The sequence below is a fragment of the Achromobacter sp. UMC46 genome (assembly GCF_014170335.1).
GTDB lineage: Bacteria > Pseudomonadota > Gammaproteobacteria > Burkholderiales > Burkholderiaceae_B > Achromobacter.
The window spans coordinates 132,274-159,122 of the sequence record NZ_LZZS01000034.1; the positions used below are offsets into that span (position 1 = coordinate 132,274).

The window sequence follows — 26,849 nt, forward strand, 5'->3', positions numbered from 1 at the left end:
GCGTGCAGGTGCCGGCCAGCGGCGTGGTAAGACTGGCCGGAGCAAGTGGGGGTGCAAACCCCGAGCCCCATGGTTCGCCATGGGGCTTTTTTTTTTGCCGACAACATCCCTCCTGCCAAAGAACCCACCCGCCCGCCACAGGGCCACCCCAAGGCAGGCCAGCCGCCGTGGGGGGCAGCAAGCGAATGCAATGAGCGCAGCTTGGGGGCAGCATTAGCGTGTATAACTACGGCGAACCTTCGAGGAGAGGCGTCGATGCACATCGGGATACCAAAAGAGACCCGAGACGGGGAAACCCGTGTCGCAGCAACACCGGAGACCGTCAAGAAGTACGTAGGCGGCAAACACACCGTTGTCGTGGAGCGTGGGGCCGGCACCGCCGCCCGCTATCTGGATGACGCCTATGAGGCCGCGGGCGCTACGCTCGGTTCCGCCCAGGATGCGCTGGGCGCGGAACTTGTCCTGAAGGTTCGCGCGCCCTCTCCCGCAGAATTGCCCCAGATGAAATCGGGCGCGGCCGTCATCGGCATGCTTGATCCCTTCGACGCCGAAGGCCTGGAACAGATGGCCGCGGCAGGCCTCGTTGGGTTCGCGCTCGAGGCCGCGCCGCGCATCACCCGTGCGCAAAGTCTGGACGTGCTGTCGTCCCAGGCGAACCTGGCCGGCTATAAGGCCGTGCTGCTGGCCGCGCACCACTACGGCCGCCTGATCCCCATGATGATGACCGCCGCAGGCACCTTGAAAGCCGCGCGCGCCGTCGTGCTGGGCACCGGGGTGGCCGGCTTGCAGGCCATCGCCACGGCCAAGCGGCTGGGTGCGGTGGTCGAAGCCTCTGACGTGCGCCCCGCCGCACGCGAACAGGTCGAATCGCTGGGCGCCAAGTTCATCGACGTGCCGTTCGAAACCGACGAAGAACGCGAGATCGCCCAAGGCACGGGCGGCTATGCGCGCGCCATGCCGCCCAGCTGGATGGCGCGGCAAGCGGCGCTGGTGTCCGAACGCTGCAAGCAGGCCGACCTCGTCATCACCACGGCGCTGATTCCCGGGCGGCCCGCCCCCACGCTTGTGTCCGCGGAAACGGTTGCGGCCATGAAGCCGGGTTCGGTGCTGGTGGACCTGGCGGTCGAGCGCGGCGGCAACTGCCCCTTGTCGGAAAAAGGCCTGGTGGTGGAAAAGCATGGCGTGACCATCATCGGGCTGACCAACCTGCCCGGCCTGGTCGCCACGGATGCCTCCGCGCTCTATGCGCGCAACATCCAGGATTTCCTGAAGCTCATCATCAATGCGGACGGCGCGCTGGCGATCCAGCGCGACGACGAAATCGTGGCGGCCTGCCTGGTGTGCGAAGGCGGCAATGTGTTGCGGAGAACCTGAACATGGAAGCGATCAACCCCACCCTGATGAACCTCATCATCTTCGTGCTGGCCATCTATGTCGGCTATCACGTCGTGTGGAACGTCACGCCCGCCTTGCACACGCCGCTGATGGCGGTCACCAACGCCATCTCGGCCATCATCATCGTGGGCGCCATGCTGGCGGCCGCGCTGACCGAAGGCGGCCTTGCGCGCGGCATGGGCGTGTTCGCCGTGGCGCTGGCTGCGGTGAATGTGTTCGGCGGCTTCCTTGTCACGCGGCGCATGCTTGAAATGTTCAAGAAAAAGGATCGCAAGCCGGGCAAGGAGGAAGCGAAATGATCTCGCTCAACCTCGTCACCCTGCTGTACCTGATCGCCTCGGTCTGCTTCATCCAGGCGCTCAAGGGCCTGTCGCATCCGACCACCTCGCGGCTGGGCAACGCATTCGGCATGGCCGGCATGGCGATTGCCGTGCTGACCACGGCGGCGCTCATCGTCGGCCTGGCCCGCACGGGCACGGCCACGATCGGCCTGGGCTGGGTGCTGCTGGGCCTCTTGGTCGGCGGCTCAGTCGGCACGCTGATGGCCCGTCGCGTCGAGATGACGAAGATGCCGGAGCTGGTCGCCTTCATGCACAGCATGATCGGCCTGGCGGCGGTGGCCATCGCCGTCGCGGTGGTGGCCGAGCCCCACGCGTTCGGCATCGTCGCGGCCGGCTCGATGATCCCCACCGGCAACCGCTTCGAGCTGTTCATCGGCACGTTCGTGGGCGCCATCACGTTCTCGGGTTCAGTCATCGCGTTCGGCAAGCTGTCGGGCAAGTACAAGTTCCGGCTGTTCCAGGGCGCGCCGGTCGTGTTCCCGGGCCAGCACATGCTGAACCTGGCGCTGGCGCTGGCAATGCTGGGCTGCGGCGTGTGGTTCATGCTCACGCAGGACTGGACGCCGTTCGTCATCATGACGCTGATCGCCTTCGTTCTGGGCGTGCTGATCATCATCCCGATCGGCGGCGCGGACATGCCGGTAGTGGTGTCCATGCTGAACAGCTACTCGGGCTGGGCGGCCGCCGGCATCGGCTTCTCGCTGAACAATCCGATGCTGATCATCGCCGGCTCGCTGGTGGGGTCTTCGGGCGCGATCCTGTCCTACATCATGTGCAAGGCGATGAACCGGTCGTTCTTCAACGTGATCCTGGGCGGCTTTGGCGGTCAGACGGGCGGCGCGGCGGATGCGGGCGATGGACAGCAGCGCAGCGTCAAGTCGGGCAGCGCAGACGACGCCGCTTTCCTGATGACCAATGCCGAAAGCGTGACCATCGTGCCGGGCTACGGCTTGGCGGTGGCGCGCGCGCAGCACGCGTTGAAGGAACTGGCCACCAAGCTCACCGAGCGCGGCGTCACGGTCAAGTACGCCATCCACCCCGTTGCCGGCCGCATGCCCGGCCATATGAACGTGCTGCTGGCCGAGGCCGAAGTGCCCTACGACCAGGTCTTCGAGATGGAAGACATCAACAGCGAGTTCGCCCAGACCGACGTGGTGCTGGTGCTGGGCGCGAACGACGTGGTCAACCCGGCTGCCAAGAACGACCCCAAGTCCCCGATCGCCGGCATGCCCATCCTGGAGGCCTACAAGGCCCGGACTGTGATCGTGAACAAGCGTTCCATGGCCTCGGGCTATGCGGGCCTGGACAATGAGCTGTTCTACATGGACCGCACGATGATGGTGTTCGGCGACGCGAAGAAAGTGCTGGAAGACATGGTCAAGGCGGTGGAGTAGCGCCGCCGGCCCGCGAATGCCCTCATGGGGCGTTCGCGGGCGTGCCTGCCGCTACGCGGCAACCGCCTTCCGCAGTTGTTCGTCCACGACTTCCACCCAATGCCGCACCGGCGTGTCGGTGCCGCTTTGCAGATGACCGATGCAGCCGATGTTGGCCGACAGGATCACATCTGGTCCGCCAGCGGCGATGGCGCCCAGCTTGCGGTCGCGCAGTTCCAGCGCGATCTCCGGATTCAGCACTGAATACGCGCCCGCCGAGCCACAGCACAGGTGCTGGTCGGCGAACGGCAGCAAGTCGAACCCCAAGTCCGCCAACAGCCGCTCCGACAGCGGCCGCAGCCCCTGCCAGTGCTGCAAGGTGCAAGGCGGATGGAACGCCGCGCGCGTGCCGGCGGGCAAGCGCGCGCGCAATTGCTCGGCGTGCGGCGCCACGATCTCGGCCACATCCTTGACCAGCGCGACGATATCCGCCGCCTTCTGGGCGTAGGCCGGATCGTGCTTCAGGTGATGTGCGTATTCCTTCACCATCGCGCCGCACCCCGACGCGTTCATGACGATGGCTTCGACGCCCGCGTCCTTGACCAGCGGCCACCAGGCGTCGACATTGGCGCGCATCTGCGCCAGCGCCGCGTCCTGGGCGTCCAGGTGGAAGCTGACCGCCCCGCAGCAACCCGCGCCCGGCGCGATGCGCGCGCCGATGCCCACGGCATCCAGCACGCGGATGGTGGCGGCGTCGATGGTGGGCATCATGGCCGGCTGCACGCAGCCTGCCAGCATCAGCACTTGCCGCGCGTGACCGGCGACCGCAGGCAGCGCGCCCGCGTCGCGGCGTTCAGGCACCTTGCGCTTGAGGGCCTCGGGCAAGAAGCCGCGCACGGCCTGCCCCACCCGCATCGCCGGTGCGAACATCGGCGACAACATGGCCCGGCGCAGGAAATTCCGCTTGGCCTTTTCGGCCCAGGATCGCGGCACGCGCTCGTCCACGATCTTGCGGCCGATGTCGATCAGATGGCCGTACTCGACGCCCGACGGGCAGGTGGTTTCGCAATTGCGGCACGTCAGGCAGCGGTCCAGATGCTGCTGCGTGGACTGCGTGGGCTCGGCGCCTTCCAGCACCTGCTTGATCAGGTAGATGCGGCCACGCGGGCTGTCCAGCTCGTCGCCCAGTACTTGGTAGGTGGGACAGGTGGCCGTGCAGAATCCGCAGTGCACGCAGCGCCGCAAGATCGCGTCGGCCTCTTTGCCCAGATCGGTCTCGCGCGCCCAGGATGCCAGGTTGGTTTGCATGATGCGCTATAGCTCCAGGACCAGGCGGCCGGGGTTGAACAGGCCGGCCGGATCAAGCTCTTGCTTGAGGCGCCGCGTGATCGATGCGATGCCGGGCGCCAGCGGATGGAACACGCCGTCCGCCGGCGGACGGCCGTTGCCCGCGCGGAACAAGGTGGCATGGCCGCCCAGCCGCGCCGCGGCATCGCGCAGCTCGGCGGCGTCGCGCGCCCCCGACAGCCAGCGCTGCCCGCCGCCCCATTCGATCAGGGTCGGTCCCACGCCCAGCACGGCGGCCGTGGGCGGCAAGGCCAGCCGCCACAAGGGCTGGCCGGGCGCGAAGAAGTCATGGGTCTGCTCGCGCAACGCGCGCCACCAGACCGCTGCGGCATCGGGGTCCAAGGGATCGCCGCCGATCGTCTGGCGCGCGCTGGCGATCGCCGGCGGCGCGCCCGAGAGGCGCACGTGCATCGCGCCCTCGGCGTGCTCGTCGCCGCCCGTCCAACTGGTGGCCGAGATCGGCAGCGGCCTGCCGCGCCATAGCGCGAAGCTGGCCAGCGCCTGGGCCTGGGTGGCGGGCAAGACCAGCGTCAGTTCTTCCATCGGCCGCGGCACGACCTTCATCGACACCTCCAGCAGCGCGCCGAAAATGCCATGCGAACCGGCCAGCAGGCGCGACACGTCGTACCCGGCCACGTTCTTCATGACTTCTCCGCCAAACGACAGGATGCGCCCTTCCGAATCCAGCAGGCGCGTCCCCAGCACGAAGTCGCGCAAGGCGCCCGCGCTCATGCGGCGCGGGCCGGACAGCCCCGCCGCCACGCAGCCGCCCACCGTGGCGGACGCACCGAAATGCGGCGGCTCGAAGGCCAGCATCTGACTATTTTCGGCCAGCGCCGCCTCCAGTTCAGCCAGCGGCGTGCCCGCGCGCACCGTCACCACCAGTTCGGACGGGTGGTAGCTGACGATGCCGCGATACGGCGTCATGTCCAGCAGGCAGTGGCCATCTTGCGGCGTTACCGGGCGGTAATTGCCATAAAACGCCTTGCTGCCGCCGCCCATCACAAACAGCGGTTTGTGACCGGCACGGGCCGTCATGACCTGGTCGCACAATTCCGACAGGACGAAATCCATGGGGGAATGGTCCTAGAAACGGGCGAGATCGGGGAAGCGCAGCTCGCCCGCATGGACATGCATCTTGCCGTATTCGGCGCAGCGGGCCAGCGTGGGAATGACCTTTTCAGGATTCAGCAGGCACGGCGGGTCGAACGCCCGCTTGACCGCCAGGAACGCGTCGAGTTCTTCTCGAGAGAATTGCACGCACATTTGATTTATTTTCTCCATACCTACACCGTGCTCTCCGGTCACGGTCCCTCCTACCTGCACGCACAGCTCGAGAATGGCAGCGCCGAATTTCTCGGCCCGTTCCACCTCGTCCGGCTTGTTCGAATCGAACAGGATCAGCGGATGCAGATTGCCGTCGCCCGCGTGGAACACGTTGGCGCAACGCAAGCCGAATTCGTCTTCCATCTGTTCAATGGCGCCCAGCACGCGCGCCAGATGGCGGCGCGGAATCGTGCCGTCCATGCAGTAGTAATCCGGCGACACCCGGCCCGCGGCCGGAAATGCGTTCTTGCGGCCGGCCCAGAACTTCAGGCGCTCGGCCTCGGATGTGGAAACCTGGCAGCGTGTCGCGCCGGCGGCGCGGAACACCGCTTCCATCCGGGCGATCTCGTGCGCCACTTCTTCAGGCGTCCCGTCGGATTCGCACAGCAGGATTGCTTGCGCATCCATGTCGTAGCCGGCGCGCACGAAGGGTTCGACCATGTGCGTGGCGCGGCGGTCCATCATTTCCAGCCCAGCCGGAATCATGCCCGCCGCAATCACTTGCGTGACCGCGTTACCGGCCGCCTCGACGCTGGAAAAGCTGGCCATCACGACTTGCGCGCAAGCCGGCTTGGGAATGAGCTTGACCGTGACTTCGGTGACCACGCCCAGCATGCCCTCGGAACCGATGAAGACGGACAGCAGGTCCAGGCCCGGCGCATCCGGCGCTTCGGAACCCAGCTCGACGACGTCGCCGTCGATCGTGACCACCCGCACCCGCAGCACGTTGTGCACAGTCAGTCCGTACTTCAGGCAATGCACGCCGCCGGAATTTTCGGCGACGTTGCCGCCGATGGAACAGGCGATCTGGCTGGAGGGGTCGGGCGCGTAGTACAGCCCGTAAGGCGAAGCCGCTTCCGAAATGGCCAGATTGCGCACGCCGGGCTGCACGATCGCCGTGGCGCTGGCCAGATCGATATGCTTGATGCGGTTGAACTTGGACAGGCCCAGCAGCACGCCCTGGCTGTGCGGCATGGCGCCACCCGACAGGCCAGTGCCGGCGCCGCGCGCGACGATGGGCGCATTCAAGCGCTTGCAGATGCGCATGACGGCCTGCACCTGCTCTTCGGTTTCCGGCAGCGCCACGACAGCAGGCAACGCGCGATACAGCGACAAGCCGTCGCACTCGTAGGGGCGCGTGTCTTCTTCGCGGAATAATACGCAGTGCGCGGGCAACGCGGCCGACAACGCCTCGATAAGCTGCTGCAACGAGTAAGGCGCCTGCACTTGTGCCAGGCCGGTTTCGACCAGTGAATTCATGAGCGCAACAATAGCGCGACCAGTCCCTTAAAACAGGCCGGGATTTACCCGCATCCAATCGACTGTCCCGCTACGCACACGTAACCAGCAGTAATTCCAGACGGCGTTTGTCGTTGAAAAGCCGCAGCCGCCGCAGCGCTTATCCCGAAAAATCCAGCACCGCCAGTTTTCTGGAAATGGCCGCGCAGGTGTCGACCAGCGGCTTGATATAGCTGTCGGTCCGATTGGCGCTCATGCGGAACGCGGGGATGCTCAAGCTGACGCACGCCACCGGCGCGCCCTGCTTGTCGGTGATCGCGCAACCGAAGCAGAAAATGTCCTTCTCGTTCTCTTCGCGGTCTTCCGCATATCCCTGCCGGCGAATCTGTTCCAGCTCGCGGTGCAAGGCCTGTGGCGTGCGCAACGTGGCCTCGGTGAAGACGAGGAACTCCAGCGTCTGGATCACGGCATCACGCTCGTCGGGCGGCAGTCGCGCCAGATAGGCCTTGCCGACCGAACTGGAATACATCGTGACCCGGCTGCCCAGCCGCGAATTCATGCGCACCGCCTTGGGGCTTTCCAGCTTGTCGATATAAGTCATTTCGGACCGGTCGGGCACGGCCAGATGCACGGTTTCCTGCGTCAGCGCCCTGAGGTCGAACAGGTGGTCTTTGCACAACTGCCGGATATCCGAACTTTCCAGCGCGCGGCTGGCCAGGCTGACCAGCCGCGGCCCCAGCCCGAAGGACTGACCGTTGCGTTTGGGCACCAGCAATTGCTCGGCGATCAGCGCCTCGACGATGCGGTAGATCGTCGGGCGCGGATAACCCAGCCTGGCGCTCAATGCGTTCACCGTCCAGGCGGTATCGCCGTCCAACGCGATGGCGTCGAGCACCCGCATGAATTTGGAGAAGGACGCGGTGCCGGCGACGGACGTTGCCCCAAGCGCGGGCGATGACGCGGATGCCGCGGCCGACGCGGTCGGCGCGGCATCTGGTCGGGCAGCGCGGGAAGACTTCTCGCGGGGGGCATTCATGGACGGTTTCCGTGACAAAACGTGCCGGCGGGCCGGCGCGCGGCTCAGGTTACCATGTAGCCGCCATCCACCGGCATCACCACGCCGGTCATGAAAGCCGACGCCGGCGAACACAGAAACATGACCGCCTGCGCCACGTCGTCCGGCGTGCCCCAGCGCTTGAGCGGGGTGCGTTCCAGAATGCGCGAGGCGCGCGCCGGATCCTTCTGCAAGGCTTCCGTCAACGGCGTCGCGATCCAACCCGGCGCCACGGCGTTGACCCGGATGCCTGCCTCGGCATAGGCGATGGCAAGCGACTTGGTCAATTGCGCCACGCCGCCTTTGCTGGCGCTATAAGCCGGCACCAGGCCTCCCCCGAAGAAGCTCAGCATCGACGCCGTATTGACGATGCACCCCTTGCCGCGCGCCAGCTGCGGCCGCAATGCTTCGCACACGCGCATGGTGCCGGTCAGGTTGATGTCCAGCACGCGTTCGAACACCGGCAGCTTGAATTCCTCTTGCCGGAAAATCACGCCGGCGCAATTGACCAGGATGTCCACGTGCAAAAGCGTGGCGGCAAACTGCGCGACCGCGTCCGCCTGCGTGACGTCCAGCGTCGCCACCTCGACGCCTGCGGGCGGCGCCTCGGCGGACGGCAAGCCCACCGCGATCACGCGCGCCCCCAGGCGCGCCAGCGCCTCGGCCACGCCGCGGCCCAGCCCTTGCGTGCCGCCCGTGACCACGGCGATCTTGTCGTTGAACAGCCCTGCCTGAAAACTCATGGCGACGTCCTCAGCGGATGAACTGATCGACATAGTCCGCCCCCAGCCCCACGCTTTCGTAGTGCTTGCGGCACATGTCCAGCTTGGTGAACACGTCTTCATAGCCCGTGTGCCGGCCTTCGCTGTCGCAGTAGTACATGACGCCGTTGACCTGGAACATGGTGATCATTTCCTCTACGTCTTCCGGCACATAAAGGGTGTGGGTTTCGCCTGGCGGCTCGAAGACGTAGCTGCCTTCGCGGGCGACCCAGTCGTGTTCCAGATAGCGCCACGACCCCTTGATGACGTAGCCGTGCACCGCCTGCGGATGACGGTGGCAGCTCAGCACGCCCGACTTGCGCACGCGCAGCAGGTTCATCCAGTACCCCTGCGACACGTTCAGACAGAGCGGCCGGAACCAGACGTTCTCGGCTTGCGGGACCCAGACGCGCTCGTCTTCCGGAATCACCTGCGGCACGACGATGTCGGGCAGCGCTTCCTTGGGGTTGGGGTAACGGTAGGGGGTCGGCACAGCGGTGGTCGGGTTCATGGCTTACTTGATGCTCAAGGTTTTCAGGACTTGCGCGTAGTCGGCGGTCTCGGCTGCCATCTTCTTTTCGAAGGCGTCGCCGTCGGCATAGACGTAGCCCAGGTTCTGGGCCTTGATCGCCGAAATCAGCTGTGGGTCCTGCGCCACTTTCTCGAACACTTCCTTCAGCTTGGCCACAGTGGCCGGCGGCATGCCTTTCGGGCCGGCAATGCCGCGCCAGGTGCCGTACGCCACATCCAGGCCTTTCTCCTTGGCCGTCGGCACATCGGGGAATTCCGGCACGCGCTTGTCGCTCATCAGCACCAGCAGGCGCAGCTTGCCGGCGCGCACGTACTCGGACGCCTCGGCGGGACTGGTCGCCACGGCGTCCAACTGGCCGCCCAGCAGGTTCAGCAGGGCCGGACCGGAACCGGGAAACGGAATGTGCGTGAAGCGGGTATCCGACTTCACCTCGAAGGCGCTCAGCGCGACGTCGTAGATGGACCCCGTGCCCGAGGTGCCGACGTTCAGCGCGGCCGGCGACTTCCTGGCGGCCGCCATGAATTCCTCAAGGGTCTTGTAGGGCGAATCGACCGGCACCACGATCGCTGCCGGATCGGCGTTCAGTTGCACCAGCGGCGTGTAGTCCTTGTAGGTATGGTCGAACAGGCCCAGCAGGGGCAGGATCACGAATTCCGCCGTGACGACGGTCAGCGTGTGGCCGTCGTTCTTGCTGTTCAGCACGTACTTCCATCCCACCGCGCCGCCGGCGCCGGCCTTGTTCAACACCACCATCCCTTTGGGGAAGTATTGCGCGGACACCTTGGCGAACGTGCGCGCGACGGCGTCGGTGCCGCCGCCCGGCTGGAACGGCACCACCAGCGTGACCGGCTGGTTCGGATAGTTGTCCGCCTGCGCATGCGCCGGCAGCGCTGCCGCCAGGCCGGCCACGATCAGGCCGGCCGCCATCAAGCCTTGTCTCATCAACATCCTTGTCTCCTTGGGTTCAGGGCGTGCCTTCTGCCGAGGCATCGCCCGTTCTTGGATCTTCCGCAGACGCCTCTCTTGAATATCCACAATGTGGACATTTGTCTACGAAAAATATGAGTAAAGGATTTGAGGAGGAGTGTCACTGGAATTCGGCAGGCGGCCCTCCCTGAATACGTCCGAAAAAAAAAGCCGACGGGCGATGCCGTCGGCTTGAGGGGTGGCGGGCGGCGCGGTCGCCGCGCGGCGCTTACCAGGACACGATCTTGCCCGGATTCAGGATGTTGTGCGGATCAAACGCATGCTTCAGGCTGCGCATCAAGTCCAGCGCGTCTTCGCCGTGCTCTTCGGCCATGAACTGCATCTTGTGCAGGCCCACGCCGTGTTCACCCGTGCAGGTGCCGTCCGCGGCGATCGCGCGGCGCACCAGATTGTGGTTGATCGTTTCGGACTCTTCCCACTCCTTCGGATTATCGGCGTCCAGCAGCATCAGCACGTGGAAGTTGCCGTCACCGACGTGGCCGACGATGGTGTACGGGAAGCTCGCGCGGTCCAGTTCCTCGACCGTGTCGCGCACGCAATCCGCCAACCGCGAGATCGGCACGCAGACATCGGTGGTGCTGGCGCGGCAGCCGGGCCGCAATTGCAGGCCGGCGAAGTAGGCATTGTGACGGGCCGTCCAGAGGCGGCTGCGGTCTTCGGGGCGCTCGGCCCATTCGAAGTCCATGCCGCCGTGCTCGGCCGTGATCGCCTGCACCGTTTCGGCCTGCTCCTGCACGCCGGCCGGGCTGCCGTGGAACTCGAACACCAGCAACGGCGTTTCGCGCAAGGAAAGCTTGCTGTACTGGTTGACCGACCGCACGCTGGCGGCATCCATGAATTCGACGCGCGCGATCGGCACGCCCATCTGGATGATCTCGATCACGCTCTGGACCGCATCGTCCAGCGTGGGGAAATTGCAGACCGCGGCGGACACGGCCTCGGGCTGCGGATACAGGCGCACCGTCACTTCCGTGATGATGCCGAGCGTGCCTTCGCTGCCGACGAAAATGCGCGTCAGGTCGTAGCCTGCCGACGATTTGCGCGCGCGGCCCGCCGTGCGGATGATGCGGCCGTCGGCCGTCACCACCGTCAGCGACATGACGTTTTCGCGCATGGTGCCGTAGCGCACGGCGTTGGTGCCCGAGGCCCGCGTGGCGGCCATGCCGCCCAGGCTGGCATCAGCGCCCGGATCGATCGGGAAGAACAGGCCGGTGCTGCGGATTTCTTCATTCAGCTGCTTGCGCAGCACGCCCGCCTGCACGCTGGCGGTCAGGTCTTCGGCGTTGATCGCCAGCACCTTGTTCATCTGCGACAGGTCCAGGCTGATGCCGCCCTGGATCGCCAGGACGTGGCCTTCCAGCGAAGAGCCCGCGCCATAGGGAATCAACGGAACACGATGCGCATTGCACAGCTTGGCGATCTCGGCCACCTCTTCGGTGGTGTGCGCGAAAACGACGGCGTCCGGCAGCATGGGCGGATACGGCGATTCGTCGCGGCCATGGTGTTCGCACACGGCGGAGGACTCGGACAGGCGGTCGCCAAAGCGCGCGCGCAAGGCATCCAGACAGGCGGCCGGCACCGGGCGGCGCAACGTTTCAGCGTGCAAGGGAGCATTCATGATCAGCGTGTTCTCGGGGTTCGGTAACCGAATATTCTACGCCGCCGCGCGTGCTGCGCCGCACACCGCCCCAGGCAGGCGACGAGCGGCGCGGACACGGGCTTTATTTGCCGGAGGTCAGCGCGACCCGACGGCGCTCGCGCACAGCATGCGCCAGACGGTCCAGCACGGCCACCGACGCATCCCAATCGATGCAGCCGTCGGTGATGCTCTGGCCGTAGACCAGCGGCTTGCCAGGCACCATGTCCTGGCGCCCGCCCAGCAAGTGGCTTTCGACCATGACGCCGACCAGGCGCGCGTCGCCCGCTTCCATCTGGCGCGCCACGTCCTCGATCACCCGCGGCTGGTTCTCGGGGTCCTTGCTGCTGTTGGCGTGGCTGGCGTCCACCATGATGCGTTGGGCCAGGCCTGCCTTGGACACGTCCTGGCAGGCGGCGTCCACGCTGGCGGCGTCATAGTTCGGCGTTTTGCCGCCGCGCAGGATGACGTGGCAGTCTTCGTTGCCGGCCGTCGACACGATCGCCGAATGCCCGCCCTTGGTCACCGACAGGAAATGGTGCGGCTGCGACGCGGCCTTGATGGCGTCGACCGCGATCTTCACGTTGCCGTCCGTGCCGTTCTTGAATCCCACCGGACACGACAATCCCGAGGCCAGTTCGCGATGCACCTGGCTTTCCGTCGTCCGTGCCCCGATCGCCCCCCAGGAGACCAGATCCGCGATGTATTGCGGGGTAATCATGTCCAGGAACTCGCAGCCCGCCGGCAACCCCAGGCTGTTGATGTCCAGCAGCAACTCGCGGGCCACGCGCACGCCCTTGTTGATGTCGAAGCTGCCGTCCAGGTCCGGGTCGTTGATCAGGCCCTTCCAGCCCACCGTGGTGCGCGGCTTTTCGAAGTACACGCGCATCACGATTTCCAGGTCGGCGCTCAGCCGGTCGCGCACCGGCTTCAGGCGCTTCGCGTATTCGATGGCGGCCCGCGTGTCATGGATCGAACACGGCCCGATCACGACGATCATGCGGTCGTCCATGCCGTGCAGGATGCGGTGCATGCCCTGGCGGGCGGCGAATACGGTATCGGACGCCTCCTTCGTGCACGCGAACTCGCGCATCACGTGCGCGGGCGGATTCAGTTCCTTGATTTCTCGGATACGAAGGTCGTCGGTATTGTGTGACACGGTACTGCTCCTGGGTTGCCCGCCAACGGGGTCCATCCCGAACGGTCTTTCCCGATCCTGGCGGCACAAAAAAAGCCGCCAGTTCGCTGGCGGCTTTTTTGGGGGGGATTCTTTCCAAACTTCAGATTGAGCGCGTCCCTTCCTCCGCCAGCGGCTTCAGAAAACCATAAAAATAAAAATAAAAGGCGGGGGACGCGAATTTCATGGGGATTGACTCTAGCACAGATTATTCGGACCGTCACATCGTTTTTGGGGGACGCGACGGCCGGGCATCCTCTCAGGCCGTGCCGCCGACCGTCAGGCCTTCCATGCGCACGGTCGGCATGCCCACGCCCACCGGCACGCTCTGGCCATCCTTGCCGCAGGTGCCCACGCCCGAATCCAGCTGGAGGTCGTTGCCGATCATCGTGACGCGGGTCATGGCGTCGGGGCCGTTGCCGATCAGGGTGGCGCCCTTGACCGGATAGGTCACCTTGCCGTCTTCGATCATGTAGGCCTCGGAAGCCGAGAACACGAATTTGCCGCTGGTGATGTCGACCTGGCCGCCGCCGAAGTTCACCGCGTACAGCCCGCGCTTCACGGACGACACGATTTCCTCGGCCGGCTTGTCGCCCGCCAGCATGTAGGTGTTGGTCATGCGCGGCATGGGCAGGTGCGCGAAGGACTCGCGCCGGCCGTTGCCGGTGGCGGCCGTCTTCATCAGGCGAGCGTTCAGCGTGTCTTGCATGTAGCCGCGCAGGATGCCGTCTTCGATCAGCACGTTGCGCTGGGTGGCGTTGCCTTCGTCGTCGATGTTGAGCGAGCCGCGGCGGTCCGGCAGCGTGCCGTCATCCACCACGGTCACGCCCTTGGAAGCGACGCGTTCGCCGATACGGCCGGAGAACACGCTGGAACCCTTGCGGTTGAAGTCGCCTTCCAATCCGTGTCCCACCGCTTCGTGCAGCAGGATGCCGGGCCAGCCCGAACCCAGCACCACCGTCATCTCGCCGGCCGGCGCGGGACGCGCTTCCAGGTTCACCATGGCTTCGTGCACGGCGCGCTCGACATAGCTTTGCAGCATCTCGTCAGTGAAGTAGGCCAGGCCCAGGCGTCCGCCGCCACCCGCATGGCCCATTTCGCGGCGGCCATTGCGTTCGGCGATCACGGTCAGCGACAGGCGCACCAGCGGACGCACGTCGGCGGCCAGGCGGCCATCGCTGCCCGCGACCAGCACGACGTCATATTCGGCGCCCAGTCCCGCCATCACCTGGATGACGTGGGGATCGCGCGCACGCGCCATGCGTTCGATGCGCTCAAGCAGCGCGACCTTTTCCGGTGCACTCAACGTCGCCACGGGATCGATGTCCGCGTACAGGCTGCGGCCCATCTCGGCCTCGCGGTGCGCCGCCACCTTGACCTTGCCCGCACCGCGGCGCGCGATGCCGCGCACGGCATGCGCCGATGACAGCAAGGCATCTGCCGACAGGGAATCGGAATACGCGAAAGCGGTCTTCTCGCCACTGACGGCGCGCACGCCCACGCCCTGGCTGATCGAGAAGCTGCCGGTCTTGACGATGCCCTCTTCCAGGCTCCACCCCTCGCTGCGCGTGTACTGGAAGTACAGGTCGGCGTAATCGACCTTGTGGGTGAAGATTTCACCCAGCGCGCGCGCCATGTCCGCTTCAGTCAGACCCCAGGGGTCCAGCAGCAGCGATTTGGCGGTGGCAAGGGATGCAATAGCGGGATCAGTGATTTTCATAGGCTCTATTCAGGGGGCGCCGGCGCGGCATGGTCGCGCGCGCTTGCGTTGACGCTCAAGACCGTATCGTAACGCCGACCAGGGGCCGGCGTCCCGCCCCGCACCAAAAGACGCACGGCGCCCGGGTCGGGCCTCAGGCCGGAAAACCAAATGGACATTATCGACACGTGAATCAGATGGGGGCGCAATATTGAGTATCAAGTTAAGCAATTGCGACCAAACTTTGTTCCGCCACATAACAGTTTCGTCAGCTTCTCCGCCTGCTGCACCCACCTTGGAACACCTTGGCGTACAAGGACGTCAAATGCGGCAGACTCGTCATACAACCAAGAAATTTATGTCACCCGAGCGCCTGCTCGGTTCGTTTCAGTTCCCTATCATTCTCAAAGTGCGGGAAAGCCAAAATGTATGACGGCGGGTCGAAACGGCTGACCAGGGATGTTTTCGTCATCAGATCGAGGCATTGAAAGTCCCACGGCAAATGCAGGCCTTTAAATGGAAACACCCGGTTCAATCTCTCCTCCCGTCAGACCGAATCACCCCGATCTGCTCGGTATACGAAACAAAAATGCCCCAAGTTGAGGCCATCGCCTCTCATTCGTCCACCTTTCGAACCAAAACGTCGATTGTTTCAAGTTGTCCCAAATTTGGGAATATTCTTCCCAATACTTGTTCCTTGCGCGCATCCGCAAGCCTAAAGGCTCTCCGACCCTTTTGATACAAAGTAATTAGTCCGAAAATAGAGAAGTCAAGCCGTAACTTCTGTATTATGCGAAGCACAACAAATAAACATAACTTTGCCGGCGATTAAAGCAGTTCCATAATCAGGAATAAACCATGGCCCGAGAAACATACGCAGCACTGCAAGCAAAGATCGAAAAGGAAATCAACAAGCTCCAAAAGAAGGCAGAAGTCCTTCAAACGAAGCGCCGCAAGCCCGTGATCACGTCCATCATCAATTCCATGCGTGAATACGACATCACGCCGGAAGAGATCGTCGCCGCTTATGGCACAGGCAAGCCCGTGCGCGCGGCCGCAGGCGGCCGACGCAAGGCTGGCGCGGCCGGGCGCCCCGCCACCGCCGCCAAGCGGGCAGTTGCGCCGAAGTATCGCCACCCCCAAACCGGTGAAACCTGGAGCGGCCGCGGCAAAGCCCCGCGTTGGCTCGCCGCTGAAGAAGCTTCAGGCGCGACACGCGACAGTTTTCTTATCAAAGAATAAAACCTATCCAGCAGTAACAAATAAATCGGCGCACCAATCTGGTGCGCCGATTTTATTTAAGGGACCCGCCGAAAAGGCGGCGGACTTAGCGAAGCGGGAATTCGATTTCGCGCTCGGCCCCATTATTTCCGGGAAAATTGTCAAATATTGCACGGACCAGATAGGGCATCGTGCGCACAAAATCATCGCCCTGGCTGAGTATGAAGGCGCTGGAACGATATACCTCGGCACCGTTGCGCTGGGTATCGCGGATCTTCAGGCTGAGCGTATTGCGCTGGACGGCCATAGGCACATCGACCCAATCCGGCCCCCAGTAACCGTACCCGGGCCCCCACGCACGCGGACCGTAATAACCGCCGTACCCATAGCCGCCATAAAAGTACGGATCATAGGGGCGCCGCACCATGATCTGGGTCTGGCTGGTGCCATAGGTGAATGAAACCTCGAAGCGGCCCTTGGATCCCGGTTGAGCCTCGACCAGCCCGGTCGCGCCGATGCCGGCGCGCACCATGTCCTGATAAGACTGGTATTCCAGATTATTGACCTGGTTGGGATCGGACGCGACAAACTGATAAGTCTGGCCTTCGACGCCCGCCGGCCATTGCTGGAACGACGTGACCCGGGCGGACACCGAGGGCGCCGCGCATCCAGTCAATGCCAGTACCCCCGCGACAGCCAATAAACCGGCCCAACGGCCTACACTGAACATGGACAACCTGGACATTCTGCGACTCCTCTAGCGCGCGACGGCGCCATCATACTGAGCTTTGACAGGGCGCAAGGCAAAAAGTTTGCCGTAGCCTGCAAGCGTCAAGCGAACCGTCGCGGCCACCTACTACAATAGAACCCTCGTTCAATCAGGACTGCCACTCCATGCGCACCGACACGCCCATTACCGTTTATCGCAAGGATTACCAGCCCTACCCGTACGACATTCCTGAAGTCGCCCTGGCCTTCGATCTGGCGCCCGACGCCACCGAGGTGCGGTGCACCATGCGCGTGCAACGCAAACCCGGCGCCAGCGCCGACGCCGCCTTGATCCTGGATGGCGAAGACCTGGAACTCGTTTCGGTAGGCGTCAACGGCGCGGCGCTGGCCGCCGACGGCTATCACCTGTCGGACCACAGCCTGGCGGTCTACGGCCTGCCGGCCGAGGCCACGGTCGAGATCGTCAGCCGCTGCAAGCCGTCGGCCAATTCCACGCTAATGGGCCTGTACGTCTCGGGCGGCAACTTTTTCACCCAATGCGAAGCCGAAGGCTTCCGCCGCATCACCTGGTTCGCCGACCGACCCGATGTCATGTCGCGCTATCGCGTGACCCTGCGCGCCGCCCCTGAATATCCCGTGCTGCTGTCCAACGGCAACCTGATGGCTTCGCGCCAATTGCCCGACGGCCGCAATGAGGTCGAATGGGAAGACCCGTTCCCCAAGCCCTGCTACTTGTTCGCGCTGGTCGCGGGCAACCTGACCCACCGCGAAACCACGGTCACGACGGCCAGCGGCCGCGACGTGCTGCTACAGGTCTATAGCGACCCGGGCTCTGAAACCAAGACGGAATGGGCGCTGGATTCGCTGGTGCGCGCGCTGCGTTGGGACGAGACCCGCTTCGGCCTGGAGCTGGACCTGGACCGCTTCATGATCGTGGCCGTCCACGACTTCAACATGGGCGCGATGGAGAACAAGGGCCTGAACATCTTCAACGCCGCCTACGTGCTGGCCGACCCCGACACCGCCACCGACGCCAACTACGAGGGCATCGAGTCCGTCATCGGCCACGAGTACTTCCATAACTGGACCGGCAACCGCGTCACCTGCCGCGACTGGTTCCAGCTGAGCCTGAAAGAAGGCCTGACGGTCTTCCGCGACCAGGAATTCAGCGCGGACATGATGGCGCAAGACATGGACGCGACTGCGGCGGCCAGCGCCCGAGCGGTCAAGCGCATCGACGACGTGGTGGCGCTGCGCGCCGCCCAGTTCCCGGAAGATGCGGGCCCGATGGCCCACCCCATCCGGCCCGAGAGCTATCAGGAAATCGGCAATTTCTACACGGCCACCGTGTATGAGAAAGGCGCCGAAGTCATCCGCATGCAGCACACCCTGTTGGGCGAGGAAGGTTTCCGCGCCGGCATGGACGAGTATTTCCGCCGCCACGACGGCCAGGCCGTGACTTGCGATGACTTCGTCGCCGCCATGGAATCGGTCTATGTGGGCCAGCACCCAGGCCGCGACCTGTCGGTGTTCCGCCGCTGGTACCGCCAGGCGGGCACGCCGCGCGTCGCCGTCGCGCTGGAGCACGACGCCGCCACGCGCCGCTGCACGGTCACGCTGACCCAGGACTGCCAACCGGTGGGCGTCGAGAAAAAGGCCGGCGCCGACTACGTCAAGGCGCCGTACCACATCCCGTTCGCGATCGGCCTGCTGGACCGCGACGGCCGCGCCCTGCGCTTGCGGCTGGACGGCGCCGTCCACGACACGGCGCTGCTGGAACTGACGACGCAAAGCCAGCAATGGGTGTTCGACGACATCGCCGAGCGCCCGGTGCCTTCGCTGCTGCGTGATTTCTCGGCCCCTGTCATCGTGGACTACGACTGGAGCGATGAGGAACTGGCCCTGCTGTCCGCGCACGACGGCAATCCGTTCGCGCGTTGGGAAGCCGGCCAGGAACTGGCCACCCGCCAGATCCTGGCGCTGGCCGAAGCCCGCCAGGCCGGCCGCACGCTGCATGCCGACGCCGCCTTCATCGACGCGTGGCGCGCGCTGCTGACCGACCCGGCCATCGACGCCGCCTACCGCGCCCGCGCGCTGGCGCTGCCGTCGGAGAAGACCCTGGCCGAGCGCATGCAGGCCGTGGACCCGCCCGCGCTGGCCGTGGCCCGCGACTTCCTGCGTGCCGAACTCGGCCGCCAGCTTGCCGCCGAATTCCGCCAGGCGTTCGAACAGAACCAGACGCCGGGCGAGTACAGCCCGGCCCCGGTGCCGGCCGGCATGCGCGCGCTGAAGAACCTGGCGCTGAGCCATCTGTTGGCGGCGGGCGAACACGACGCCCAGCGCCTGGCCGAGCAGCAATACGAGCGCGCCGGCAATATGACGGACAGCATGGCCGCGCTGTCCGCCCTGATCAACTACGGCCAGGGCGATTTCCCGCAGCAAGCGCTGGCCGCGTTCTACGACAAATGGCGCGACAACCCGCTGGTGGTGGACAAGTGGTTCGCCCTGCAGGCCGCGGCCCGTTCGACCACGGTGCAGACCGCGCGCGAACTGATGACGCATCCGGCATTCACGTTGCGCAACCCGAACCGGGCGCGCGCCCTGATTTTCCAGTTCTGCCTGAACAACGCACGCGGCATGCACCACCCGGACGGCACGGGCTATGCCTTCTGGGCCGAGCAAGTGCTGGCGCTTGATGCGCTGAATCCGGAAATCGCGGCGCGCCTGGCACGCGCGCTGGACAACTGGTCGCGCTTCGTGCCGGCCCTGCGCACGCCCATGCAGGCCGCCCTGCAACGCGTGCGCGCCCACGAAGGCCTGTCGCGCAACGTGCAGGAAATCGTATCCAAGGCTTTAGAATTCGCAGCATAGGGAGACCTTTTTGAAACGTAAAACACTGACTCAATACCTGGTGGAGCAACAGCGCTCCGCCCAAGCCCTCGCGCCGGAAGTGCGACTGCTCATCGAAGTGGTCGCGCGCGCCTGCAAGGCCATCAGCCATGCCGTCAGCAAGGGCGCCCTGGGCGGCGTGCTGGGCAGCCTGGAAAGCGAAAACGTCCAGGGCGAAGTGCAGAAGAAGCTGGACGTGCTGTCCAACGAGATCCTGCTGGAAGCCAACGAATGGGGCGGCCACCTGGCGGCCATGGCCTCGGAAGAGATGGAAACCATCCACCTGATTCCGAACCGCTACCCGAAGGGCGAATACCTGCTGCTGTTCGATCCCCTGGACGGCTCGTCGAACATCGACGTCAACGTCTCCATCGGCACGATCTTCTCGGTGCTGCATGCCCCGCACGACGTGTCGGGCGCCCCCGTGTGCGAGCAGGATTTCCTGCAGCCGGGCGACAAGCAGGTCGTGGCCGGCTACGCCGTCTATGGCCCGCAGACGATGCTGGTGCTGACCATCGGCAATGGCGTCGTGGGCTTCACGCTGGACCGCGAGATGGGTTCGTGGGTGTTGACGCACGAGAACATCCGGGTGCCGGAAGACACCAAGGAATTCGCGATCAACATGTCGAACATGCGCCACTGGGCTCCCCCGGTCAAGCGCTACGTCGACGACTGCCTGGCCGGCACGACCGGTCCGCTGGGCAAGGACTACAACATGCGCTGGATCGCCTCGATGGTGGCGGACGTGCATCGCATCCTGACCCGCGGCGGCATCTTCATGTACCCCTGGGACGCGCGCGAACCCGGCAAGGCCGGCAAGCTGCGCCTGATGTATGAAGCCAACCCCATGAGCTTCCTGGTCGAACAGGCCGGCGGCGCGTCGATCAACGGCGAACAGCGCATCATGGCGATCCAGCCGGACAAGCTGCACCAGCGCGTCAGCGTGATCCTGGGCTCGAAGAACGAAGTCGACCGCGTGGGCCGCTATCACGCGGAAGAAGCGGCGAAGTAATCCTTCCCCGGAAATGAAAAGCCCCTTGATCGCTCAAGGGGCTTTTTTTCATCGCGCGCAAGGCGCGGCGGCGGCGGTCATTTGACCTCTTCGATGGACTTCACGTCGTCCTTGTTGATCTGGACCTTCTTGCCGTCCTTGTCGTATTCATACATGCCGGACTTCTTGTCGTAAGACGGCGTGTCGGGCGTCACGGTCGAGGTCCCGTCCCGTTGCTGAATGACCGAGGGCGACGAGCATCCGGCCAGCACCCCAACTCCGGTCACCACCAGGGCCAACGTCATGGTCTTCAGGTTCATGGGCGTGTTCTCCAAGTGTGAATGTGGATCCACTGTATCGGCAATCCGGCCCCGAATCCGTGTCGGGTTGTGGCCAAAATGCATGAGAACGTAATCTCCGCATCCCACATCGTAAAAAAACCCCTCGCAGGCGGACCTGGAAGGGGTTCTTCTCGCTTACAGAACGCGCAAGCCGTTACATCGATCACACCTTGGCGTTGGCCTCGATGAAGCGGCGCACGGCGGTTTCGCTGCAATCCATGACTTCCACGCGCTGCGGCAGGGACTCCAGATTCGCGAGGTTGCCCGGCGGCGTGGCCGGACGGCCCAGCGCTTCTTCGATGGTTTCGGAGAATTTCGCCGGCAACGCGGTTTCCAGCACCAGCATGGGCACGCCCGGCTCGATGAATTCACGCGCGACCTTCACGCCATCGGCCGTATGCGGGTCGACCAACACGCCGGTCTCTTCGTAGACCGAACGGATCGTCGCCAGACGGTCTTCGTGCGAACTTGCGCCCGACACGAAGCCATAGCGCGATTCGAACTGCGGCTTCAGGTCGGACAAGTCGAACGAGCCGTCCTTGGCCAGCGCCGCCCACAAGGCCTTCACGCGGGCGGCGTCGCGGCCCACCAGCTCGAACACGAAGCGTTCGAAGTTGGAGGCGCGCGAGATGTCCATCGACGGGCTGGAAGTTGCGTAGGTCTGTTCGGCCGGACGCGGACGGTAGACGCCCGTGCGGAAGAACTCTTCCAGCACGTTGTTCTCGTTCGTGGCCAGCACCAGGCGGCGCACCGGCAAGCCCATGCTGCGCGCGATGTGGCCCGACAGGATGTTGCCGAAGTTGCCCGACGGCACGGCGAACGACACTTGCTGGCCCGGCTTGTCCGTCGCGCGGAGCCAGCCGTGGAAGTAGTACACCACCTGGGCGGCGATGCGCGCCCAGTTGATGGAATTCACCGCGCCCAGGCGGTACTTCGTCTTGAATGCCAGATCGCCGGCCAGGGCCTTGACGATGTCCTGGGCTTCGTCGAACACGCCGTGCACGGCGATGTTGTGGATGTTCTCGTCTTGCAGCGAATACATCTGCGCGCGCTGGAAGGCGCTCATGCGGCCGTGCGGCGACAGCATGAACACCGCCACGCCCTGCTTGCCGCGCAATGCGTATTCGGCAGCCGAGCCGGTGTCGCCCGAGGTGGCGCCCACGATGTTCAGCGTGGTGCCGCGCTTGGCCAGCACGTATTCGAAGACCTGGCCCAGGAACTGCATCGCCATGTCCTTGAAGGCCAGCGTCGGCCCTTCGGACAGGCCCAGCAGCGACAGGCCGCCATCCAGCGGACGCAGCGGGACGATGTCTTCGCTGTTGAAGATCTCTTGCGTGTAGGCGGCGCGCGTCAGGCGGCGCAGGTCGTCCGCGGGGATGTCGGTGGCGAACAGCGACAGCACCTCGAACGCCAGGTCCGCGTAGGACAGGCCACGCCACGATTCAAGCGTCGCTTCGGACACCTGGGGCAATTGCTCCGGCATGGCCAGGCCGCCGTCGGGCGCCAGGCCTTCCAGCAGGATGTCGGAGAACCCCAGGGCATTCATGCCGCCACGAGTCGAGATGTATTTCATAGTGTTTGCTCCACGATGCGCCGCGCTGCCCACAACCGGGCGGCCGCGGAGCCGGCTTTGCCGGTCCGCAGGGGGCGCCCCCTTGAGGGGGAAGCGCCAAAGGCGTTTCGGGGGTGGGATCTCATCATGTCAGGTGCTCCACGCGCAACCGCGTGACCTTGGACCGGACAAACGGCAAGGACTCGATGCGCTCGATGGCTTGGTTGACGTTGCCTTCCACGGCTTCATGCGTCAGGAAGATGATGTCGGCGCCGCCGATGTGCGAGGGCTGCTGGATCATCGACCCGATCGAGATGGAGCGGTCGGCCAGGATGCGGGCGATGTCCGCCAGCACGCCGGGCTGGTCGTCGACCCGCAGGCGCAGGTAGTACGACGTGCTGACCAGTTCGATCGGCAGGATCGGCGTGTCGGACATGGCGTCCGGCTGGAACGCCAGGTGCGGGACGCGGTTGCCCGGGTCGGCGGTGTGCAGGCGGGTGACGTCGACCAGGTCGGCGACGACGGCCGAGGCGGTGGGCTCTTCGCCCGCGCCCTGGCCGTAGTACAGCGTGGGGCCGACGGCGTCGCCCTTGACCAGCACGGCGTTCATCGCGCCTTCGACGTTGGCCAGCAGGCGCTCGGACGGCACCAGCGCCGGATGCACGCGCATTTCGATGCCGTCGGGGCGGCGCTTGGTGATGCCCAGCAGCTTGATGCGGTAGCCCAGGCGTTCGGCGTGCTCGATGTCTTCGGCGGCCAAATTCGAGATGCCTTCGATGTAGGCGCGGTCGAACTGCACCGGCACGCCGAAGGCCAGCGAGGCCAGCAGGGTCAGCTTGTGCGCGGCGTCCACACCTTCCACGTCGAACGTCGGGTCGGCTTCGGCGTAGCCCAGGCGCTGGGCTTCGGCCAGCACGTCGGCAAACGGCAGGCCGCGCGAACGCATCTCAGACAAGATGAAGTTGGTGGTGCCGTTGATGATGCCGGCCACCCACTGGATGCGGTTGGCGGTCAGGCCTTCGCGGATCGCCTTGATGATCGGGATGCCACCGGCAACCGCGGCTTCGAACGTGACCATGACGCCACGCTCGTAAGCGGCGGCGAAGATCTCGTTGCCGTGCTTGGCCAGCAGGGCCTTGTTGGCGGTGACGACATGCTTGCCGTTGGCGATGGCTTCCATCACCAGCTCCAACGCCAGCGTGTCGCCGCCAATCAGCTCAACGACGATATCGATTTCGGGGTCGCGAACCAGCGCGTGCACGTCGGTGTCGACCAGAATCGAGTCGCCCACGCGGGCGCGCGCCTTGGCCACATCGCGCACAGCGGCGCGCGTGACTTCAATGCGGCGGCCGGCGCGGCGTGCAATTTCTTCCGCGTTGCGCGACAGCACGGTCCACGTGCCGCCGCCAACCACGCCGAGTCCGAGCAGGCCCACCTTCATGGGATTCATCGCGCTGCCCTCGGGGCCATGCGAGACGGGTGAGCGTAGGGGGGTATTCATTTCAGCAATCCGTCCTTGCGGAACATATCTTTGATGCCGCGCACCGCTTGGCGGGTGCGCTGCTCGTTTTCGATAAGAGCGAAGCGTACGTAGTCGTCGCCATACTCGCCGAAGCCGATCCCGGGGGACACGGCCACTTTCGCATCCGACAGGACACGCTTGGCAAATTCCAAAGAACCCATCGCCCGGTAGGGCTCGGGGATCTGCGCCCAGATATACATGGACGCCTTGGGAATCTCCACATTCCAACCTGCTTCGTGCAGACCGCGCGCAAGCACGTCGCGGCGGCTTTGGTACTGCGCCACGATCTCGTTCACGCAATCCTGCGGGCCGTCCAGGGCGGCGATGGACGCCACCTGGATCGGCGTGAACGTACCGTAGTCGTGATAGCTCTTGATGCGTGCGAGCGCGTTGACGAGGTCGCGGTTGCCGACCATGTAGCCGATGCGCCAGCCCGCCATGTTGTAGCTTTTGCTCATCGTGAAGAACTCGACGGCGACATCGCGCGCGCCGGGCACTTGCATGATGGAAGGCGCCACGTAGCCGTCGAAGGTGATGTCGGCGTAGGCCAGGTCGTGCACGACGAGGATGTCGTGTTCCTTGGCCAGCGCCACCACGCGTTCGAAGAACGACAGGTCCACGCACTGCGCAGTCGGGTTGCTGGGAAAACCCAGCACCATCATTTTAGGCTTCGGGATGGACTCGCGCACGGCGCGCTCCAGCTCTTCGAAGAAATCCACGCCCGGCGTCATGCGCACGGACCGGATGTTGGCGCCGGCGATGACGGCGCCGTAGATGTGGATCGGGTAGCTGGGATTGGGCACCAGCACGGTGTCGCCGCGGTCCAGCGTGGCCAGCATCAAGTGGGCCAGGCCTTCCTTGGAACCGATGGTGACGATGGCTTCGGAATCCGGATCGAGCTCGACCGCGTAGCGGCGCTGATACCAGTCGCAGATCGCCTTGCGCAGGCGCGGGATGCCCTTGGACACCGAGTAGCCGTGGGTCGTGGGGCGCGTGGTGGCTTCCACCATCTTGTCCACGATGTGCTTGGGCGTCGCCCCGTCCGGATTGCCCATCGACATGTCGATGATGTCTTCACCCCGCCGGCGCGCCGCCATCTTGAGCTCGCCGGTAATGTTGAAAACGTACGGGGGCAGACGCTCAATGCGAGAGAACTTCCTCATGATGGGAATCCTTAGGGGCCGAATTGGGCAAAAAAACCAGGGCGCGGTCGCGCGAATGGAAAAGGGGCTGAAAGCCGCGCCAGCACACGATTGCAGTGCAGCAAAACCCTGTAATCTAGCGCAAGGACGCCTAGGCGGCAAATGGAGCGGAAAAACCCCCATTTCCCGAGTGGATACAGAGCAACATCTGTACATCCTGATGCGCTATTATCAAGCCACAAAGCCGGAGTTTTTATTGAAGCTGCATACCGATCCTGCGACGGCCGCTCTGAACACTGTCACCGCTTACGGTGAGGGTTATATCGAGGTCAACCAGGTACGTTTTTCCTCCTCGGTGGCCTTTGGCCCCGAAGGCGAAGTGACCGAATGGCCCGTTGAGTCGCCGGCCGACATTACCTCCCCCCTGTTGCACCAGGCGGCCGGTTTGACCGAGCCCGTCCGCGACCCCATGGCATTCCTGGACGAACCGGAAGCCACGCCCAGCCGCCCGGCCAATGCGCCCGAAGTGCTGCTGGTCGGCACGGGCGCCCGGCAACAGTTCCTGCGCCCAGAAGTGTTGCGTCCCCTGTTGGCCATGGGCATCGGTGTCGAAATCATGGACACCCATGCCGCCTCGCGCACCTACAACATCCTGATGGCCGAGGGCCGCCGCGTCGTGGTCGCCCTCATCCCTCCCAACGGAGATCCCCAGAAATGACGCCCAGTATCGGCAAGCCCGCCCCGCAGTTCACCGCAGAAAGCACCATTGGTCCGATCAGCCTTGAACAATGCCAGGGCCGCGCTGTCATCCTGTATTTCTACCCCAAGGACAACACGCCTGGCTGCACGACCGAAAGCCAGGATTTCCGCGACCTGAACGCCGAGTTCCTGGCGGCCAGCGCGGTGGTCATCGGCATCTCGCGCGATTCGCTGAAATCGCATGAGAACTTCAAGGCCAAGTACGAACTTCCTTTCCCTCTCATCGCCGACACTGACGAAACCGTGTGCAATCTGTTCGGTGTCATCAAGCAGAAGAATATGTATGGCAAGCAGGTGCGCGGCATCGAGCGCAGCACCTTTTTGATCGATGCCTATGGCGTGCTGGTGCAGGAGTGGCGCGGGGTGAAGGTCCCGGGCCACGCCAAGGAAGTCCTGCAGGCCGCAAAAAGCATCGGTTAGCCGTACAGGAATACCCGTCAGGCGCTATTGCCGGCCCACCCTGGAGAGTGACGCATATGCCGCTTCCGAAGTTGCCTACCCGCCCCGCAGCCATCCTGACCTTCCCCTCGGGCGAATCCGCCCGGGCGCAGGCCCGCACCACCAAGACTGCCGCTGCGCGGTCCAACACCTTAGCCGACCTTGCCGGCAACGACGAGAACGAGGACGAGATGCTCGTCCAGCCTGAACTCGACGGCATGGCGTCGCCGGCCCGCAAGGCGCAGATTCCGGACGAGCATCTCGTCCTCGTTCTCGTCGTTGCCGGCAAGGTCGGCTAAGGTGTTGGACCGCGCAGCGGCAGTCTTGGTGGTGCGGGCCTGCGCCCGGGCGGATTCGCCCGAGGGGAAGGTCAGGATGGCTGCGGGGCGGGTAGGCAA

The 26,849-nt window shown here is 64.7% G+C and carries 23 protein-coding genes and 1 pseudogene; 9 read left to right on the forward strand and 15 right to left on the reverse strand.

Features of this window, described 5'->3' with window-relative positions:
- Positions 1-255: 255 nt before the first annotated feature.
- The 3 genes from A9973_RS23760 to A9973_RS23770 are packed head-to-tail and all read left to right on the forward strand — an operon-like array spanning position 256 to position 3,130.
- A complete protein-coding gene (locus tag A9973_RS23760) occupies positions 256-1,374 on the forward strand; it encodes a Re/Si-specific NAD(P)(+) transhydrogenase subunit alpha (protein WP_183016118.1) in 1,119 nt (372 codons plus the stop codon).
- Positions 1,375-1,376: 2 nt separating this feature from the next.
- Positions 1,377-1,694, forward strand: a complete 318-nt coding sequence (locus tag A9973_RS23765) for an NAD(P) transhydrogenase subunit alpha (RefSeq protein WP_006224972.1) — start codon at positions 1,377-1,379, stop codon at positions 1,692-1,694.
- Complete coding sequence (locus tag A9973_RS23770) at positions 1,691-3,130, forward strand: NAD(P)(+) transhydrogenase (Re/Si-specific) subunit beta (protein ID WP_183016119.1); 1,440 nt, start codon at positions 1,691-1,693, stop codon at positions 3,128-3,130. The genes A9973_RS23765 and A9973_RS23770 overlap by 4 nt, the downstream gene beginning before the upstream one ends.
- Before the next feature lie 51 nt (positions 3,131-3,181).
- On the opposite strand, the gene glcF is transcribed toward A9973_RS23770, so the two are convergent.
- From glcF to tldD, 10 genes are all read right to left on the reverse strand, one after another.
- Entirely contained in the window at positions 3,182-4,417 is a 1,236-nt protein-coding gene (gene glcF, locus A9973_RS23775) for a glycolate oxidase subunit GlcF (RefSeq protein WP_183016120.1), read from the reverse strand.
- Between the two features lie 6 nt (positions 4,418-4,423).
- Positions 4,424-5,530 carry a glycolate oxidase subunit GlcE gene (glcE, locus tag A9973_RS23780; RefSeq protein WP_183016121.1) on the reverse strand — a complete coding sequence of 369 codons (1,107 nt, stop codon included), beginning with the start codon at positions 5,528-5,530 and terminating at the stop codon, positions 4,424-4,426.
- Positions 5,531-5,542: 12 nt separating this feature from the next.
- Entirely contained in the window at positions 5,543-7,042 is a 1,500-nt protein-coding gene (locus A9973_RS23785; RefSeq protein WP_183016122.1) for an FAD-linked oxidase C-terminal domain-containing protein, read from the reverse strand.
- 139 nt (positions 7,043-7,181) lie between these two features.
- The gene (locus A9973_RS23790; protein ID WP_183016123.1) at positions 7,182-8,057 is read right to left on the reverse strand and encodes an IclR family transcriptional regulator; all 876 of its coding nucleotides are present in this window, start codon (positions 8,055-8,057) and stop codon (positions 7,182-7,184) included.
- Between the two features lie 44 nt (positions 8,058-8,101).
- Positions 8,102-8,818 carry an SDR family NAD(P)-dependent oxidoreductase gene (locus A9973_RS23795; protein WP_183016124.1) on the reverse strand — a complete coding sequence of 239 codons (717 nt, stop codon included), beginning with the start codon at positions 8,816-8,818 and terminating at the stop codon, positions 8,102-8,104.
- A gap of 10 nt (positions 8,819-8,828) precedes the next feature.
- Entirely contained in the window at positions 8,829-9,347 is a 519-nt protein-coding gene (locus tag A9973_RS23800; protein ID WP_183016125.1) for a 2,4'-dihydroxyacetophenone dioxygenase family protein, read from the reverse strand.
- A gap of 3 nt (positions 9,348-9,350) precedes the next feature.
- Positions 9,351-10,316 (reverse strand): tripartite tricarboxylate transporter substrate binding protein, encoded by a 966-nt coding sequence (locus tag A9973_RS23805; RefSeq protein WP_183016126.1) that lies wholly within the window; start codon positions 10,314-10,316, stop codon positions 9,351-9,353.
- Positions 10,317-10,563: 247 nt separating this feature from the next.
- Positions 10,564-11,973 carry an FAD-binding oxidoreductase gene (locus A9973_RS23810; protein ID WP_183016127.1) on the reverse strand — a complete coding sequence of 470 codons (1,410 nt, stop codon included), beginning with the start codon at positions 11,971-11,973 and terminating at the stop codon, positions 10,564-10,566.
- Between the two features lie 103 nt (positions 11,974-12,076).
- Positions 12,077-13,150 carry a 3-deoxy-7-phosphoheptulonate synthase AroG gene (gene aroG / locus A9973_RS23815; protein ID WP_183016128.1) on the reverse strand — a complete coding sequence of 358 codons (1,074 nt, stop codon included), beginning with the start codon at positions 13,148-13,150 and terminating at the stop codon, positions 12,077-12,079.
- 277 nt (positions 13,151-13,427) lie between these two features.
- The gene (gene tldD / locus A9973_RS23820) at positions 13,428-14,888 is read right to left on the reverse strand and encodes a metalloprotease TldD (protein WP_183016129.1); all 1,461 of its coding nucleotides are present in this window, start codon (positions 14,886-14,888) and stop codon (positions 13,428-13,430) included.
- 837 nt (positions 14,889-15,725) lie between these two features.
- On the opposite strand from tldD, the gene A9973_RS23825 reads away from it, so the two are divergent.
- Positions 15,726-16,109 carry an H-NS family nucleoid-associated regulatory protein gene (locus A9973_RS23825; protein WP_183016130.1) on the forward strand — a complete coding sequence of 128 codons (384 nt, stop codon included), beginning with the start codon at positions 15,726-15,728 and terminating at the stop codon, positions 16,107-16,109.
- An 85-nt stretch (positions 16,110-16,194) separates the two neighbouring features.
- Here A9973_RS23825 and A9973_RS23830 read toward each other — a convergent pair whose 3' ends face one another.
- Positions 16,195-16,818 (reverse strand): DUF4136 domain-containing protein, encoded by a 624-nt coding sequence (locus tag A9973_RS23830; protein WP_370539528.1) that lies wholly within the window; start codon positions 16,816-16,818, stop codon positions 16,195-16,197.
- 164 nt (positions 16,819-16,982) lie between these two features.
- On the opposite strand from A9973_RS23830, the gene pepN reads away from it, so the two are divergent.
- Both pepN and A9973_RS23840 read left to right on the forward strand, forming a co-directional pair.
- Positions 16,983-19,688 (forward strand): aminopeptidase N, encoded by a 2,706-nt coding sequence (gene pepN / locus A9973_RS23835; RefSeq protein WP_183016132.1) that lies wholly within the window; start codon positions 16,983-16,985, stop codon positions 19,686-19,688.
- A 10-nt stretch (positions 19,689-19,698) separates the two neighbouring features.
- Positions 19,699-20,718 carry a class 1 fructose-bisphosphatase gene (locus A9973_RS23840; protein ID WP_183016133.1) on the forward strand — a complete coding sequence of 340 codons (1,020 nt, stop codon included), beginning with the start codon at positions 19,699-19,701 and terminating at the stop codon, positions 20,716-20,718.
- Positions 20,719-20,795: 77 nt separating this feature from the next.
- Here A9973_RS23840 and A9973_RS23845 read toward each other — a convergent pair whose 3' ends face one another.
- From A9973_RS23845 to alaC, 4 genes are all read right to left on the reverse strand, one after another.
- Positions 20,796-21,017, reverse strand: coding sequence for a YgdI/YgdR family lipoprotein (locus tag A9973_RS23845; RefSeq protein ID WP_068980158.1), 222 nt, complete (start codon positions 21,015-21,017; stop codon positions 20,796-20,798).
- 184 nt (positions 21,018-21,201) lie between these two features.
- Positions 21,202-22,611: a threonine synthase gene (gene thrC / locus A9973_RS23850; protein WP_183016134.1), complete on the reverse strand. Its 1,410-nt coding sequence runs from the start codon at positions 22,609-22,611 to the stop codon at positions 21,202-21,204.
- Between the two features lie 124 nt (positions 22,612-22,735).
- Positions 22,736-24,040: a homoserine dehydrogenase gene (locus A9973_RS23855; protein ID WP_183016143.1), complete on the reverse strand. Its 1,305-nt coding sequence runs from the start codon at positions 24,038-24,040 to the stop codon at positions 22,736-22,738.
- Between the two features lie 47 nt (positions 24,041-24,087).
- A complete protein-coding gene (gene alaC / locus A9973_RS23860; RefSeq protein ID WP_183016135.1) occupies positions 24,088-25,275 on the reverse strand; it encodes an alanine transaminase in 1,188 nt (395 codons plus the stop codon).
- Between the two features lie 235 nt (positions 25,276-25,510).
- Between alaC and A9973_RS23865 the strand changes: the two genes are divergently transcribed.
- From A9973_RS23865 to A9973_RS23875, 3 genes and pseudogenes are all read left to right on the forward strand, one after another.
- The gene (locus A9973_RS23865; RefSeq protein WP_183016144.1) at positions 25,511-25,972 is read left to right on the forward strand and encodes an Mth938-like domain-containing protein; all 462 of its coding nucleotides are present in this window, start codon (positions 25,511-25,513) and stop codon (positions 25,970-25,972) included.
- Positions 25,969-26,433: a peroxiredoxin gene (locus A9973_RS23870; protein WP_105558433.1), complete on the forward strand. Its 465-nt coding sequence runs from the start codon at positions 25,969-25,971 to the stop codon at positions 26,431-26,433. Before A9973_RS23865 ends, A9973_RS23870 begins: the two co-directional genes overlap by 4 nt.
- A gap of 56 nt (positions 26,434-26,489) precedes the next feature.
- Positions 26,490-26,696: pseudogene (locus A9973_RS23875) on the forward strand (PhoH family protein); the annotation flags it as partial.
- Positions 26,697-26,849 lie beyond the last annotated feature (153 nt).